This is a genomic window from Lacticaseibacillus porcinae (assembly GCF_003946305.1).
GTDB lineage: Bacteria > Bacillota > Bacilli > Lactobacillales > Lactobacillaceae > Lacticaseibacillus > Lacticaseibacillus porcinae.
On record NZ_RHNS01000011.1, the window covers coordinates 8722 to 25008 of the forward strand.

The following is a 16287-nucleotide window of genomic DNA, read 5'->3' on the forward strand; positions in this document are numbered from 1 at the left end:
CTCCTTAATTGTTGTCACATAGTTGGCAACGGTATGTCGCCTTCTGGTGCACGTCGTCGACGTTGACCGTTAGCATGAAACCTTTATCAAGCAGCCGTGAATCGTCTCGCGATAGATCCGAGTATTCTGTTTCTCCAATATTCATAACCTGCCACTGCAAATAGTTATCGTCACCCATTACTGTCGATAGCTTTGAGCTATTGTCGATGATATTTCCGCCATAAGTGATTGTCACCGTGAGCACCGTCGAGATGCCACTGTTTTTGAACATATTACCGTTGATGCTAGTCACCGTAAGCGTGATTGCATCATCGCCCTTAAATCGAACCCACGTATAGGCTGACGGATCAGTAGGGTCGAATTTATTCTCGTCAACGCAGTTTCCCATGTAACTGGAATCCGCGCTGCTTGTCGTGCTAAAGCCGTCAACCCCGTCTGCACTTTTCGCATAAGCAGTATGAATATATTGAGATTTACCATCAGCACCCGGAGGCCCGGGTTTACCGATGCTGCCGTCCTCACCAGTGACCTTTTGCCAGTGACCCGCATAATCGGTTGGATCATCACTTGGTGTCGCCGCTTTACCCCATACGATTGCCATGTAGATTTTGCCAAGTGGTACCGCAGAAATACCGGTGCCTTGATCATCGTCAGCGTAACGGGTCCACGGGTACCAATGCGCCTGCGCCTGCAACGTTTTGACCGTGTCGGCCATCTCTTGTAGTTGTGGATCAATGGCATTTGCTTCAATCAAAAAGTCCCCGAGCGTTGCAGTTCGGGTATCGTCTGCGTAACTGGTCTTCAGCTCAAGCAAACGAGTCGACAGGTTTAAATCCTGCAATTCGTCGACTGCATGCACTGTATCACCAACGTTCACGCTTCGTGGTAAATCCACAATATCGACATCATAGTTCAGTGCCGGTTCAGTAGCTGCCTTTAAACCCGCGAGCGCCGACTGAAAAAGCTCTGCTTGAGTTGTCGCCGTGTAAGTGATCACGCGGTTAATGTACCCGCCTTTGACATTAGCAACAGCACCACCGACACCAAGCCGTGACCACTTTTGATTTGCGACAGTATCCAACAGTAATCCAGTGCTTGTAAGGACGTATCGTCCATCCGGATCAGTCCACTTATAACCAGCCAGTGTAATTGGAGTTTCGCTTCCCTCCGGAGTACCACCAGTCGCCACAACCGAAGTGTACAGATCATAGATGTTGCCAGTCGTGGTGATCTTATTGAGGTGCGTGTTGACCTCTAGTCGCTGACCTTTGTCTGCGCCAACTCGCTTATAGATGTCGATGTATCGCTTGATGACTGCAGTACCCGAAACGTCAAATCGGAAGTCCAACTCAGCGTCGAACTGGGTGGCCACCGACTCAATACGAGCCAGCGATGTATCGGAATCACCTTCCCATTTGAGAGTTCGCGTTTGATTGGCGATTTCATTCGTCCCAATTTCAAAACCGCTGTCGGCAGTGAACTGATTAATGTAATCAGCAATTGGCATGGCTTTGGTCGCGGTGTAAGGACCGACAGTTTCATTGATCAAGTCAATACCGCCATTTTCTGCCACGAATGTGAGCGTCCCAGCCCATGGTTCAAAGCCGGTCCACTCCATGATGGTCATAAAGGTGTAGCGTTCGCGGTAGTCCTTGTACAGAACGAAGTTACCAAGTGCTGCCATCTCCTTGACCTTGTGGATATCCGAGTTCGCAAAATTTAATGTCGCAGTGTAGCTCCGGCCAACACTGTTTGGTGCGATTTCGTCGTCTACGTCTGCACTTACCTGGATCGGTGAGTCTTCGGTTGACGCGATACCTAGGTAATTGAAATTACGATCAGTGAAGTATAAGTCCACTAGTACCACGCCTCTCTATACTCAATTTTTGCGGTGAATGGCTTAGCCCACGTCGACGCAAGAGGGTGAATTGTATTTTCTCCAGGTTGCAATTTAAAGCTATCCCACATATTGCCGACCGTTGGCAGTGTGCGTTCTTCAACTCCGTTCACAAACACAGTCTTGGTTCCCACGTCGGCAACGACAACGTCGCCAGCTTTGAACCGATTCGGAATGTCATTCCAATAATCAACGTTGATCCACTCGAAGTAGCTATCTTCCCAGTTCATCGTCCATCCGGGAGTATCACTAAATCCGGTGAACCAACAGGTCATTCCATCAACTTCAATGTCGGACAGACCGTCAACAACCCGCATCTCGACACCACCGCCACCAAGGTTTACGCGATCAAGTCGAAATGTAATCTGGTCTCCAAGTTTAGAGATGCTGAAATCATACTCGCCATCTTTATAGTAGTTACGCGGAAGGCTGTCGACAAATAGGTGTTGATCACCGACCGTCCCTTCAAATACCAATTGATCAAGGCCAGAACTATTATCATAAAACAACAGCGAAATGACCACTTTTCCGTTATGGGTGAGATTATACTCAGTACGTCCATAGCTCGATACCGATGTTCCGAACTTTACTCGATTAACAAACCGAAAGTTTCCCGATGCTGTACCAGCAGAATTGGGGCCGATAATTCGACTCATAGATGGGCCTGACCATTTCGTGTCAGCAGTTCGTACCGATGCCGGTGTCGCCGTCCCCGGTGTTCGAGTGTAATTAAACGGACCATCTTGCAGGTTTGGTGTCGCTGGATTGCCATTAAATGTTGCGTAAGCAACAGCCCCCTTATTCAAAACGACATCAGTTGGTTCTGTATCGAATGTGTAGTGGTAAACCGTCTCCGAGCGTTGTTTTGTAACCCCATCAATTTCATCAGAACTGCCAAACTGGAGCACTGCACCCTGGTCGTTAGTCCAACCGACTAGCCCGTTATCTCCGGCCATCGTCGCAGTCAGAACCGGCGCTGTCGGTGCAGAACCTGCGTTGTTTATCGTGATATCCGTGCCGGAGGAACCAGTTACAGTGCTGGTAGCAACTGCATAGGCTAAGTCGTCAGGTACAACAAATGTGATCACCGCCTCGCCGAGAAACTGTTCCTCGGACATCGTTGTCTGCTGATCACAAATTGCCATGTAGTACTTGTCGGGCTCGTCATCAAAGATTAACTGAACAGGTTCATCGGTAGCCAATGCCGCTGCCAAATCACGCCGCTGGCTGACAAGTTGGTACATAACATCGCCTTTAACCACGATGGTGCCTTCATCAGCGCTCGTGCTGATGAATCGCTTGCCGTTAGACGTCCCAACTTTGATTAGAGTTGCCTTCCGATTTTGACCGATGTTTCGTTGAACATCAGATACTTCAATCCACTTTGACAAGTCAATTCCATTGAAAGTAACTTTCATGCCTTGATTAATATTCATCCGGTAATCCCCTTTCTCCGCGAGTTCATGCGGTCAATGCGGTTCAAATCAACTCGAACATCTGGTGCAATTTGACGACTGAGCACTTTCTTATCTAACTGAGTGACGTTCTCAATCCTGATAACTGCGTCGCCTGAAGTTATTGACTGTTCAGACATGGATACTAACGCTTCTTGAACCTTTCCAAGAGCTGCGGTGATAGCACCAAAAGCCGCCGTCGTTTTACTATCCATGGATAGATTCATCGACTGTGGCACAAACGATGATGCGGATTCAGCAGTCATGGTCCAGATTGGCGACATAGAAGCGCCATCGATAGCATCTGTTAAAGGACCGCCAGTACCATTTGCGTACCGCGGAACAAGTCCAGACTGCAAGGACTTCGCCGCCGGCACAATTTCAGTACCGCGAGGGAAGTATCCCGTGACATTGCGTTCTTTGAAACTGAAAGTCTCGCCAGTTGGCAACCGAATAGCTTCTCGGTACACAGAACCATATTGATCATTGACCGTGGCCAAGCCGCCGCCAAAGTATGTGTCACCGTGAGCCTTATGGTTCTTCTTAGTGAAGATTGAGATAAACTCACTGATGAATGATTTCTTGGTACTCTTTTTGCTATTGAAAGTATTAATGCCGTTCATTGTCGCTTCGTAACCCGGCTTCGAGAACTCTGCATTCAACTTTTTACTCTTGGGATTGTTCCGAGCAAATGAATCAAGACCATTGTTTGCTTTGCTAGTGGTCCGGATTACGGAATCATCGGTAGCTTTCGTGTGCTTAGTTTTCGGATTGTGGTTTTTGTTGTGATCATCAATCGCCGCGTTGGTCTTCGATGTTGTTGACTTGACGCTGTCATCTGTGGCCTTAGTGTGCTTAGTAACTGGGAGAATCTTATTGCTGTGATTAATTGCCGCATTGGTGGCGGTAATGGTTGAAACCACACTGTCGTCCTTTGCTTTCGTGTGCTTGGTATCCGGATTCTTATCAAGGTTGTACTTGTCAATCAGAAGACCAGCATCGATAAGTTTTTGACGAATGTCTTTGTCATCCATCAGAGCTCGTTTTGTCGAGTCTGGTAACTGATCGAAGTTATGATATTGGATTGTGGTTTCGGCAAGCTTCAGACGGAAGTCAGAGTCTTGCAGAATCGCCTTTTGAGTCGCTGGCGGTAGTGCATTAAAGTCTTCAAATTTCGTGTTGTCGGCTTCAATCTTGTCACGGAATCCAGCATCTTCGAGAGCTGCCTTCTTGGTTGCTTCGGGCAGTTCATCGAAGTATTTGTACTTGTAAGCAAGCTCGGACACCTCAACAGCACCCTTTGCATTCACAATGGCAGACTTTTCAGCCAACGTAAGTTTGTTCCATTCTCCAGTTTGTTGGAGAGCGGTGACCACAACGGGTGTCGCTTTGTCAGCAACGACTGCCTGTTGCTCCTTCAGAGTCATATCATTCCACCGACCAGAATCTGCCAATCCATTGACCAACGCTGTATAGTCGCCGTGAACAATAGCCTGCTGTTCCTTGAGCGTGAACTGATCCCAGTTCATGAACTTGTTCATCACGTCGGCGAGTTCTGCACGTCCCTGTGTCTTGATGATGGCGTTCTTTTCCCAAGTAGGCAGTGAATTCCATTGATCAGATGCGGCCAAAGCATCCACAATTGTTTGCTTCGCATTACTTGAGATTTTGGCATACTTCAAATCAAAGTTCAGTTGTTTCCAACCGTCTTTGGTGTTTGCTGTATCTTTAAGAACCTGCGGAAGGTTATCTTTGACCTTTGCATTCTTTTCGTCCCAGACAAGAGAATTCCACTGTGCACTAGCCTTCTTTGACTCACTCGAAGCCTTCTTCGTCGTGTCGGCTAAAATGGTATTGGATTTTTGTGCTTTCTTGGCCGCTCCATCAAATTTGGCCTGGGCTTCTTCGGCAGTCAGCCCCATGTTCCTCAACATCAAAATGATTTGCTGTTCGGTGTAGTTGGATTTCTTCCCAGCGGCGACTACACCGTTAGTGAATCCTTCAGAAGCGGCAGTCTTCCGTTCCTGCAAGGTCTCGTATTGATTGGCATATTCAGTTTCACTGATTGCGCCTTCGTTGCGGAGCTTCTTCAATGCAGACTCTTGCTTATTTAGTGCTGAAACTTCTTTCCCATACTGTGAAGTTAGAGTTTGAACACGATCATCTGCTTGCTTGGCAGTCAGCTTGGAGACATCACCATTCATCACTGCCAAGATTTGCTTCTTCTTGGAATTAGAGATGTTCAGTAAGTTGATGTCGGTCTCTTGCATTTGACGCTGAGTATTCAATTCAAATTGAGCTTCATCATCAGTGAGTTTCCGATGTTCAGTATTGGCTCTTGTGTTAATGGTGGTAACTTGTGCCTGATAATTCTTAGTACTTGCTACAAGGGCATCAATTTGTTTCTCGTGTTCTTGGACGGATGCCTGCAGACTTTCTTGCATGTCACCCGGTAGTATTTTCAGATTCTTGACAATGTCTTTTTTTGCTTTCGCGGCATCTTTGGTGATTTGGCTATACATACCGTCGAAGCCTTTTTGGATTGCATCCGTTGAGTCAGATGCGCCGCTTCGCATGTTATCAAAAGCCACAGTGACACCGTCACTTGCGGTCTTCATTGAAGTTAGAGATTTATCGGCAGCCGCCCCAACGTCAGAGCCCCAGCGTGCGGTACGGTCAGATGATTCTTGTGCTTTCTTACCGTAAAGCTCCCACCAAGCAATCCCAGCGGCGGCAGCTACACCGACCCCAATAAGTGCAGGCGAAATCGGCGCCAGAGACGCAAGGAAACCAGCACTGCCAGTTTCCGCAGCCACCATGCCGGTGCCAGTCTTAGCTACTGCACCAGTAGCGGTTTCAAGTCCTGCGGCAACCGTCCCTGTCTTGCCTTTGAGTAAATCAAGCATCTCACCAAGCAATTCCGATTCTGTTTTGGTCTTGCCGGCACCGCTAGCAAATCGACTAAGGAACGTTACTGCGCTCGTGCCGCCGTGGACTAGGGCGCCCACACCAGTACTCATCTTACCAATTCCGGATAGCAATGGGCCGACTGCAGCAGTCAATGCCAACGTCTTCAGAATCGTCTTCTGCGTGCCATCATCGAGGTCGTTGAACCACTTGACGAGATCAGTACCAGACTTTACCAGTTCAGTGATCTGTGGCAATAGCTCTTGACCTGCAGTGATGGCTAAAACATTCAGTGATGACTTAAATTTGTCGACGTTAGCCTGAGCGGTGTTGTTCATTGTTTCGGCAAGTTTCTTGGTGTAACCAGTTGCGCCCTGCGTTTCCTTTGTCATGTTCCGCAAGGCGTCGCCGCCTTCGTTGACAAGGATATTCATGCCGGACACTGCTTCAGTCCCAAATGCTAAGGCAAGGTTAGATTGCAGTTGTTGTGCTGTCATGCCTTTGGAACTCTTTTGAATACTATCAATGATTTCAGGAAGTCCAATTGAGCCATTCTTGAAGTCTTTGATGGAGATGCCTAAACGTTTGAACCCAATTTCGTTTTGCTTTGACGGGTTCATCAGTTGAGACAAGGCGCCACGCAATGCAGTACCAGCTTTTTCGCCCTCAATACCTTGGTTAGACATCAGGCCGATAGCCGCGGCGGTCTGTTCAAGAGACATGTGCAAGCCATTGGCCACAGGACCAACATATTCCATTGCCTCACCCATGTCGCCAAAGCCGGCAGAGGTTTTGTTGGCCACGTAACTCAATGAGTCTGTGACCCGTTGAGTATTCTTCAACATCGTCGCAGTATTATTCGACTTCAGTCCGAATTGTTCGAGTACTGAAGTTGAAACGCTCATGACACTGTTGAAGTCATCACCCGAAGCGCGTGCGGCATCAAGAATTGACGGCATAGCCCCAAGAACTTGGTTATAGGAATAACCTTTCTTAATCAGCTCTGACATCCCCGAGTTGATGGAGGAGGTAGACACCCCATATTGAGTTGACCAAGATTTTGATGCGTTGTCCAGTTTGTTCAACTCGGCTTTCAAAGTTGATGCTGACACGCTACCATCATCAAGCAGAGCACCCATTGACTGGATTTCACTGTCAAAAGTGATGGCCGCCTTGCCAGCTAGCGCAAATCCTGCCGCAATCGGTGCAGTTAATCCAACGGTCATCTTGTTGCCGACACTGGAAATCTTTGATCCAATCGACTGGAACTTGTCGCCAATAGCGTTAGCCTTGTCAGCAGCTGTGGCCATGGCAGGAGTCAGACCACCAAAACGTTTTTCAAGTGATGATACTTCAATACCTAGAGCGGCTTGCTTACCACGCAGTTCTTCATACGATCGAGCTGCATCTTTGGCCGCGTCAGAATTTTCACCCTCCGCAGCGACAGCATCCTTGAACTTCTGGTTAGCCTGCTCAGTAGCAACACCAGTTGAAGCAAGTTGAGCTTTAAGTGAGCTGAGTTTTGATACTTGTGAGCTTGTCTTCAGACCCGCTTTTTCTTGCGCATCAGCGAGCCTATTCCATGTCTTGGCCTGTGATTCCAAAGATGTGCGAAGTGCGTTCTGTGCGGTCTCACCTTGTTTGGCGGCAGTGCTGGCACGCTTGATTGCATCAGCGAGCAGTTTTGCATGATCGGCCGCAGAAGTTTTGATGTCGATGCCTTGAAGGTCACCTTTGAGCGCCTTAGCTGTTTTATCTGCGCCATTTAGTAAAAGTTCGACATCAATTTTGACAGTGCCATCAGCCATCTAATCACCCCTTCTGAGCTTTGAGTTGTTGAGCAAGATATTTCATGCGCTGAATGCGATCCATGCCAGCAGTTGCCTGTTCAAACGTTGGTTCTTCAGCCTGCTGATCATCATTCAGTGCGTACAGAGTCTTCATTTTTTCAAGGTAAGTTTTGCGTTCTGGATCGGCGTCATCAGGTATCTTGAGCGTTCGATATGCGGTTGCCTGACGGAATGGCGTATTTTCACCAAGACCGTCCAGAAGTGCATTAAAAAACGCCCAAGATAGCTTCTTTTGCTCTCGGACGTTCGTTAAATCAATATTGTATTGTTGGAGAAAGCTAGCCGCGATTCGACCAGCATCGACATCAAAGTCGAACACTTTTTCATGTGACTTGAACAACTTGGCAGCCAGTGCGTGCTCTTTTAGATCCACGCGCTCCGTCATAATTTTCTGAAGTAGTTGCTGCCGTTGATCAGGTGCCTTAGGCATATCGTCTCTGACAAGTAGAAGAAGTGCCAAGCGAACTCGCTCGTCTTCCGAAAGGCCGTCATCTTGTAATACCTTAAACAAAGTGATGACGCGAGTATAGCTGAGATTTAGACGGTAACGATAACCATTGAAGTCAATGGTTTCGTTGCTATTTGTCGGAATCACTGGCGTCACCGCCTTCTAGGATTGCATTTTGTCGCTCGATTGATTTTGCGTATTCTTCCATGTAGTCAGTCACGTCATTTTCGTTGTTGAGTTTCGTCATGACAATCGCGATCACCTTGTTCACCGCGATGATGTTTTCACCACAAATGTGATAAACGCGATCACCAGCACCTTCGCCGAACAGCACATCAACGAATGGGAGATACTGCGCGTTTGCAATCTCCTCAGCCTTGTCAGCTGCATGTTTGAATTTGCGATCATAGTCGTTACTGATAGCAGATTCGCGCTTCTTAGCTGCCGAGTCACTCAAATTGGTCTTGATGTTCGATAGCTTTTCGGCCAACTCACGTTCCATTGCGGCGATATGCTGGTTATTCAAAAGCTCGGCCTGTGCGATTACGCGATACTTCTCATTGATTCGTGCGCGGCTTTTGTCTGCCAGCGACAACTTGAAGATGTTGCCTCCAAGGTCGAACTCAATTTCTGATTTCGGTACTTCGATTTTAATAGGTTCACTCATTGTGCAGTCTCCTCACTTTTTGTGTAGTGAAATGATCGCCGGCAGTTTGACCCGACCGACGACCTTGTGATACTAGCCTACTGTAATTTGCGCGCCGTCCGCTGTAGGCGTTGCTTTAAGACTGGCGGGCGCTGTTATTCCCCCGACGCCGCACCTTTTACGGTTGCGGTCGTGCTCAAAATAACCGCGTTAACACTTGGAGTTTCAGTGAGCACCGTTGCCAAGCCTTCCGCATCTTCAGTGTTGTTCGCATCAAGAATCTTAGGAGTGGCAGTGTACGTTGCAGTAGCTTTGAAGCTACCGGGATCAGTAGCAGAACCACCCTTGTCGGTAATATCGGACCAAGTAACAATCCCAGTCGTAGAACGGATAAGTTGTAACTTACCGTCTTCGTCCATGATGTACTGGTTTTCACGCAACCACTTGTTACGAGCGGAACCCGTCTTGGTCGCCAATCCAGCAACCATATCTTGGGCCGGATCACCGTACGAACGATCACCAGAAAAGTCAACAGAACGAGTAGACCCGGTAACCGTCGTCTTTTCTTGACCACCAGTGTTGTAGTAAGCCTTTGAGTTCTTCTTATCATCTTGTTTTGGTTCGACTGAGTCGATACCATCACCGATGTACATAACATCAGTCGGAACTGTGTTGTCTGCATTTGCAGTACCGGTGAAGTATTCACTTAGGAAGTTTTCATCAATATTGCCATGAGTAAGCAACTTATCAGCAGTTGTAGTAGCCATTTAGCTACCTCCTTATTTTTAATTGATCACTGCAGTAACTTTAAAACTTGCCGCGTAGATGGAATAAGTGACGCCGTCATCTTCGACTGCGTCCCGATAAGCCGGACTGTTTGTCATGCTTGCCGAAATAAACTCAAACGAGCCATTATTTGACTTGATGTCTGCCCGCTTCGCATCTTCCATGGCCCCATTGATACGATCTAAAAGGCCAGCGGAATCGCGCCACTTCTCAAGTTTAGTCATGATTGTAAATGCAAAATCACGTTTCACTCGACCATTAAAGTAGCGCTTGACGTCTTTGGTTGGCTCCATGACATACACGACGCTAGCGCCAGAACCATCTTGACGGCCCATCTCCAATGGAGCAGGAAGCTCGACATGTGAGGAGATGTAAGCAATCACGCAGTCGTCAAGGTCTAGGGTTTGTTTATCCATCCAGCAACATTCCTTTCACGAGCGACTCCCAGCCTGGCATATTAGCCGACTTCGCACGTTCAATCCAATCAGCACCGGCTTGGGAGTGCTTGCCGGTGAAGTAATTGAGTGATTTACCAGTGTAGTGCTTGGGTGCGTGGCCGGCCATTGCTACACCTTTGAAGACGTAATGAGCATATACCGAAGTGTAAACGATCTGCACAGTCAGCCCTTGCGTCAAAAACGCAACACCCGCTGCTAGATTGCCGTCACGGTAAGGGACAAACGGGTCAGCGTCCTCACGCACTTTGCTGGCTAGATCCTGCACTACTCCACGCGGTTGAATCAGCCGCTGATACCACGGCCCAAATGTCACAGTTGTCGTCATGAGAGCCACACTTCCCAGTGGTGTGGGATTGGCAAGAATGCCTTCATTGGGTTCACTTGAGTCACCTGTCGAGGCTTACCATCCCATTCGACGGTATCGCCAAGCTTGATCGTATAACCATCAGTATTGACTGAGTTGATACGATCAATGAACACAAGATAATTACCGGTGGTTACCATCTTGGAAGATGACCCTGCACCACCCGTGATTTGTTGCTTGTCGGCTGGTTGCACAAGTACATGCTCAAAGACGTGTCCTTTGGGTGGATCAGCATCATTGGCGAGCGTTGCGGATTGATGTTCATTGACAGTGATTGTGTCAACGAGTGCCTCCATTGGAATTGGATCCACGTCAGACATATTGACCAACACCTCCATACAGCAATCCAGTTGGTCGCAAGTAACGAATGACACGGGCGTCCACAGCATCATCAGCGGCGATGGATGTATCTGAGTTTGTGGTTGGCTTGGTCACTGAGAATGAGCCAACAGTGAACGATTTAGCCCCATTATGCGATGCGGCGCGTTCATTGGCGGTCAATCCACCTTGATCAACATAGAACTCGATTTGAGCACACACAGCGTTCTTGACGCGCGCCACATCGGTCACCAGTTGCAGGTCAGCTAGTCCCCAGCGATCAAAGTAGCCATGACACAAGTCGTTGATTGCGGCTTCTGCGGCGTGTTCGTACCGATTCCACTTGCCATCTGGCACCTCAAGTCCAAAGAACTTGGTCTTATACCAAACGTCATCGACTAATGGATCCATGTTCTACCTCCTAACCGGCAGTGGTGCCGTCGCCAGTTGGAGTCGTCGCTTCAGTCGAAGCTGGTGGAGTTTGTGCCGCTGGAACATTAAACGCCGGAACGTCGACCTTGTCGGAGTAGTTAGTTCCGTCAGTCAATGCGCCTTGATAATCGCCGGCGGCAACGGCAGTACCAGCAGCCAGTCCGGTGATCGTGGCGCTTTTATCGTCAGCACCAGTAAAAGCGGGCTTGTCCTCGCCCTTCTTAAAAATCACAAGCTTGTTAGCCATTGTTGGCCTCCTTTCAGCCTACAGTTACGTTCGCACCATCTGCAGTAGGCTCAGCGTTAAGCGCTGATGGCGCGTCTATTTTGACGCTGTACCCGTGTCGCCAGTGCCAGCATCGGCTGGGTCGCTGTCAGGGTTCAAGATGCTATGCTTAACAACTTTGCGACGTGCAGGCTTCTTGTTTGCAACGCCCTTGCCATCAGATGGCACAACAGCAGCAACAGATTCGTCACGCAGAACCATGAAGGCTGGGGAGAATGTTGCCTTGATTGCAACCATGTCGCTTTCAGCAAGATTGATTGGTTTGTCGTTTTCGTCAACAACAGTCGTGAGAGTAGCTTCAGTCAAGATGCTGTATTCGATGGCGTCCAAGATGCCGTAGTAAACATCATCCCAGTTTGCAACGAACTCATTAGCTTTCGTCTTGTCCCAGGAACCCTTTGGAGTCCACGCAATTGGTAATCCAAGCAAATCGGCTGGAGTATTATCGTGCGCACTGGTAAAGATTGGCAGGCCTTGTTCGTCCTTGGTGCTCCGGTACTTACGACGTTGAGAACGTGGTGCGGCAATCCCGTTGGCATCAAGGTCGTTATCTTCCAAGAATTCCATTGCGCCGGAAACATCTTCGTACTTGTTTGCAGTCTCAACAACCGATTGCTTTGCTAATAAGGCGGAACCAATCAGAGATTGTGGGTAAGGTGAACCCGTGCCGAACATAGCAGCCTGGTCAAACTTCTTGTAGAATGCTTCAGCAATTTCTGGCTTCATCAATTCGAAGAAGTTCGTCACACTGTGCTTCAAGTTTTCCTTAGAAGTAGGAATGATCACAGCCATCTTATGTGCTTCGATCGTGCCCTTCATCCAAGTTGGCTTGCTGGTTTGAATTTTTTCGCCTTCACCGACCCAGTAGGCACCGACGCCGGACATGAACGTAAATTCTTCTACAGGCTTGGTCATCACGCGGGCCTTGGCCAACTTCATGATTGCAGAACCGGTTTTAACATCAGTAATGATGTCAGTTCCTAACTTGGTTGGAATATACCCGTTCATCGCGTCCTGCATCGTGGTTGTATCAGGATTAAATGTCATTATTTAAGTCTCCTTTAGTGAATGATTCGGAACTTATTCAGTTCCTTAACTTGTGCCAAAATGTCATTCTTTTCGGCGGTGCCACTGCCAGTAGCATTGTCATCATCGACGGCTGTGCCATCCGGGTTGGTGGCCGCTTCGCCGCCCTTAAATGCTGGGTTGCGAGTGAGCACGCCTTTTAGAGCATCTTCAATGGTTTTCGCACCATCACGCTTGGAAGCCAAGTCAGCACGAGCCAAGGCCAAAGCATCATCGATATGATCTTCAGAAACTCCTTGCTTATATGCGGCCAATTGAGCCTCAGCGTTGTCAGCACGGGTAGCTTGTGTGGTAGCGTTCTTGTTTGCCTTTTCGAGGTTGGCTTGAGCGTTCTCGAGGTCGGTGTGGTTGGCAGCGTCAGCATCTGCTTTGGCCTTGATGATGGCCTGCAGGTCTTCCATGCTACCAACGCCTAAATCCTTCAAGAAACCGGCCTTTACGTCATCAGCTGTTGGTGTTGCTGGTGGGTCTACTGGTGGAGTGCCGCCGGCCTGTCCTGCGCCCTGATCAACGCCGGCGGAACCAGCAGGGGCACCGCTGCCATTGCCTTGGCCAGCACCGGCATCAGGCGCAAACATAATTAGATGTCGCTTTCGAAACATTTTTTCTCCCCCTTTTGGGTATAAAAATAGAACAGTTTTTGATTGGTCATGCTCAGGACCGGGTAGCTACAAGATATTCTTTTCACGGTCGTACTGACGAACAAGCTCGTCTGGGTGATCACGCACTAACATGCGCACGCGTGCCTGCCTGGCTCTCACTGCACGGTTAGCCATGTCGATAGCCTTCTGGTCTCCGAAAGCTTTGGCAGCCACCAGTGACCGTTTAGCGGCGCGCACATCACGCTCATAACGGCGTTGGGTCTGGGTCAATTGATACTGTTCGTTATTGCTTTTGGGGTCAAGGGTATCAACATCCGGCACATCGTAACCAGGCACATAGGTCATCACGTAATGGTGACAATTGATACCGCACAAGCCGCCGGCACTGCCAAAATTCGTCGCTTCGTTGAGGTCAGGATATTCACTGAGGTTGATGTCAGACACACTGTACACGTTGCCTTGATACTGCAAGTGTGTTGGCCTACAGCCAGCGTGACTGCTGACCTTGACCAGTCCAGTGTAGTCACGGGAACGCTGAATGGTGACATCGTTGGTAACTGACTGCACCTGTGTCTGGATTACCATTCGCAGGTATGTATCAGGATGCCAACGACGGCCAGCACTATCGACCAATGCAGGAACACCAGCTTTGGCCCATTGTTCAGAAGCCTTGGCCAACGCCTCACGTGGTGTACTTCCGTTCTTGATTGCAAGCGTCGCATCGTTAACGATTGACTTGAACACTTTGGCTGCATGCTTTGGCATGTTCTTCTTGGCTAAACCCAAGTAATGATCAGCTTCGGCTTGGCCACGTTGGACAATCTTGTTAACTGCTTGCGACTCAGCAAGTGAATGTGGAGTGCGAACAAGACCCTTATCAATCAACGATTGCATCCTAGCTTCATTGCTAGCTTGCGCCAGCAGCGGAACGGATTGGACTGCTTTGTCAGTGGACTTAATGATTTGATTGAACGACGAATTGCCTTGCCTGCGCACATATTTCAGTACGTCATCGGCGTGTTGAACCAACTCTTGTCGCCAGTCGTCAGCATCCAAGTTCTCGTCGTCGCTGTGATCACGGTTAGCTTCCGCATCAGCGAGCACCTTAACGACATAGGCCCAAGCCAAGTCTTCAAGATCGCCTGCAGTTTGTTCATGCGGCTGAGAGATATTATCAAGGTCATCCGGCGTCAGCATCGTCTTCACCTGCATTCTTGCTAATCAGGTCATCAACGTCAGCGTCTGGCTGTTCCTCGTCATTGATTTGGTCAAGCCATTGCTGTGCGGTCTTATCGTCCAAGCTGTTGGCACGTTTGATTGATTCGATGTGCGGCATGAGCGCCTTGTTACCGTTCAAGGTCTGATAGTACTTGGCGTTCTCATCGCGGTCTTTAGCGATGCTATCGTCGAAGTTAACGTTGATTGTGACGTCTGCTGTGTCCGAATATGGGACGCTCGTGGCGTTCTTAGCAAGTTCTAGGCATGATGTTGCCACGTCTTGAATAAACCGCGCTACGAGCGTTTCATGGCTGTTTTTGGTTTGGTAAGTTTCTGAGTTTTGGCTCACAACTTCGGTAGCGGTTTGTACTGACTCACCATCAAACGAAAATGCGCCGGCACTGAAGCCAATTTGAGCCGCATAGATTCGGAGCAAGCTGTTGATTGTCGCAATCAGTTGATCAGTACGCAGTGGAAGTGTTAAGTCCTTGATATCCTGGTTGCCTTGGCCGTTGCGATCAACCTTCAACGGAAGATAGACACGCTCTTGCCAGTCGACTCGCCACTTGCGTTTGCCAGTAGTTGGATTCATTTCGCCTTGCAACATGTAATCAGGTACAGCAATCCGACGCTTACCCATGATAATTTCTTGCATGAGCGAGTTGTACGTCTCATCAAGCATCTGCAACGTGTCCAACGCGTTGGCATAAATAGGCACGCCGAGCGGTGAATCAAGGTTAAAGTTGTTGGCGATGTTAGGCTTCAAGTATTGGAAGGTCGGCCGGGTGTATTGTGCTTTAAGATAGCGCACCTTCGGCTTCAAGTTCGGATAAATCTCGGACAACGGAACTTCGACACCGAGATCACTGCCATCAGTTGACGTTGATTTATAGAGTTGATTCTTAATCAGATAGGCAGTCTCATCTTCTTGGTGCCACTCGAGCAATGTGTAGTGATGGCTATTCACAACCTTAGTGGAGGCAATCACACACTCGGTGATTCCGTTAGCATCTTGGCTCAATGGAATAACTGCATCAGCAGTTGCGAACCGAATCTTAACCTCGCCATTGTTGACGTACTCAACGGCGACAATCCCACCAGTGGCAAACGCATATTCAAGCCAGCGCTCGAAGTTCACTGTGAAATGATTGTGTTCAAAGATTTGTTGGAGCATCTGATTGGGACCATTTTGATCATCATCTGGCGATGTTTTACCAGGCTGTGGTTCTTTGCCCGATTCATACGCTGTGATAGTGGCGGCTTGGTTGAACACCAGTGTGGCCATCTTCTTAGCGGACACTTTCGGCATGTGCATCGACATGATTTGACTCACGTGGTGATGATCCTTGAAGTCGTCCCATTCCTCATTGATCCAGCTAGGATTGCCCTGATAAAGGCTCATCCACGTGGCGATTCGATTCATCTCAGCATCATCTACCGGCAATGACGCGACGTCTGCCACTTGCTTAATCGATTGAATGATTCCCATTCTTGCTAACACCCCCTTTATTCGTAACCATAGATTGTGGAACATT

15 protein-coding genes are annotated in these 16287 nt (G+C 48.6%); all 15 read right to left on the minus strand.

The features are described 5' to 3' along the window. Positions 1-4: 4 nt before the first annotated feature. The 15 genes from EKM92_RS09140 to EKM92_RS09210 all read right to left on the minus strand — a co-directional run bounded on the left by EKM92_RS09140 (position 5) and on the right by EKM92_RS09210 (position 16241). Positions 5-1858, minus strand: a complete 1854-nt coding sequence (locus tag EKM92_RS09140; protein WP_125710071.1) for a phage tail spike protein — start codon at positions 1856-1858, stop codon at positions 5-7. Next, complete coding sequence (locus EKM92_RS09145; protein ID WP_225420766.1) at positions 1858-3333, minus strand: distal tail protein Dit; 1476 nt, start codon at positions 3331-3333, stop codon at positions 1858-1860. Before EKM92_RS09145 ends, EKM92_RS09140 begins: the two co-directional genes overlap by 1 nt. After that, positions 3330-8066 carry a phage tail tape measure protein gene (locus EKM92_RS09150; protein WP_125710073.1) on the minus strand — a complete coding sequence of 1579 codons (4737 nt, stop codon included), beginning with the start codon at positions 8064-8066 and terminating at the stop codon, positions 3330-3332. The genes EKM92_RS09145 and EKM92_RS09150 overlap by 4 nt, the downstream gene beginning before the upstream one ends. Before the next feature lie 4 nt (positions 8067-8070). Then, complete coding sequence (locus EKM92_RS09155) at positions 8071-8712, minus strand: Gp15 family bacteriophage protein (protein WP_125710075.1); 642 nt, start codon at positions 8710-8712, stop codon at positions 8071-8073. Beyond that, positions 8687-9223 (minus strand): hypothetical protein, encoded by a 537-nt coding sequence (locus EKM92_RS09160; protein ID WP_125710077.1) that lies wholly within the window; start codon positions 9221-9223, stop codon positions 8687-8689. Before EKM92_RS09160 ends, EKM92_RS09155 begins: the two co-directional genes overlap by 26 nt. 134 nt (positions 9224-9357) lie before the next feature. Beyond that, positions 9358-9969, minus strand: a complete 612-nt coding sequence (locus tag EKM92_RS09165) for a phage tail tube protein (protein WP_125710079.1) — start codon at positions 9967-9969, stop codon at positions 9358-9360. Between the two features lie 18 nt (positions 9970-9987). Further along, on the minus strand, positions 9988-10404 hold the full coding sequence (locus EKM92_RS09170; protein ID WP_125710081.1) for a hypothetical protein: 417 nt from the start codon (positions 10402-10404) through the stop codon (positions 9988-9990). Next, positions 10397-10771 carry a minor capsid protein gene (locus tag EKM92_RS09175; RefSeq protein ID WP_125710083.1) on the minus strand — a complete coding sequence of 125 codons (375 nt, stop codon included), beginning with the start codon at positions 10769-10771 and terminating at the stop codon, positions 10397-10399. The genes EKM92_RS09170 and EKM92_RS09175 overlap by 8 nt, the downstream gene beginning before the upstream one ends. Beyond that, positions 10768-11130 carry a putative minor capsid protein gene (locus EKM92_RS09180; RefSeq protein ID WP_164509956.1) on the minus strand — a complete coding sequence of 121 codons (363 nt, stop codon included), beginning with the start codon at positions 11128-11130 and terminating at the stop codon, positions 10768-10770. Before EKM92_RS09180 ends, EKM92_RS09175 begins: the two co-directional genes overlap by 4 nt. Then, complete coding sequence (locus EKM92_RS09185; RefSeq protein WP_125710087.1) at positions 11123-11539, minus strand: head-tail connector protein; 417 nt, start codon at positions 11537-11539, stop codon at positions 11123-11125. Before EKM92_RS09185 ends, EKM92_RS09180 begins: the two co-directional genes overlap by 8 nt. Before the next feature lie 10 nt (positions 11540-11549). Continuing rightward, entirely contained in the window at positions 11550-11807 is a 258-nt protein-coding gene (locus EKM92_RS09190; RefSeq protein WP_125710089.1) for a hypothetical protein, read from the minus strand. Positions 11808-11882: 75 nt separating this feature from the next. Further along, positions 11883-12893, minus strand: a complete 1011-nt coding sequence (locus tag EKM92_RS09195) for a phage major capsid protein (protein ID WP_125710091.1) — start codon at positions 12891-12893, stop codon at positions 11883-11885. Between the two features lie 14 nt (positions 12894-12907). Beyond that, a complete protein-coding gene (locus EKM92_RS09200) occupies positions 12908-13534 on the minus strand; it encodes a hypothetical protein (protein ID WP_125710092.1) in 627 nt (208 codons plus the stop codon). A gap of 66 nt (positions 13535-13600) precedes the next feature. Continuing rightward, positions 13601-14731: a phage minor capsid protein gene (locus tag EKM92_RS09205; protein ID WP_164509957.1), complete on the minus strand. Its 1131-nt coding sequence runs from the start codon at positions 14729-14731 to the stop codon at positions 13601-13603. After that, positions 14715-16241 (minus strand): phage portal protein, encoded by a 1527-nt coding sequence (locus EKM92_RS09210; protein ID WP_164509958.1) that lies wholly within the window; start codon positions 16239-16241, stop codon positions 14715-14717. The genes EKM92_RS09205 and EKM92_RS09210 overlap by 17 nt, the downstream gene beginning before the upstream one ends. Positions 16242-16287 lie beyond the last annotated feature (46 nt).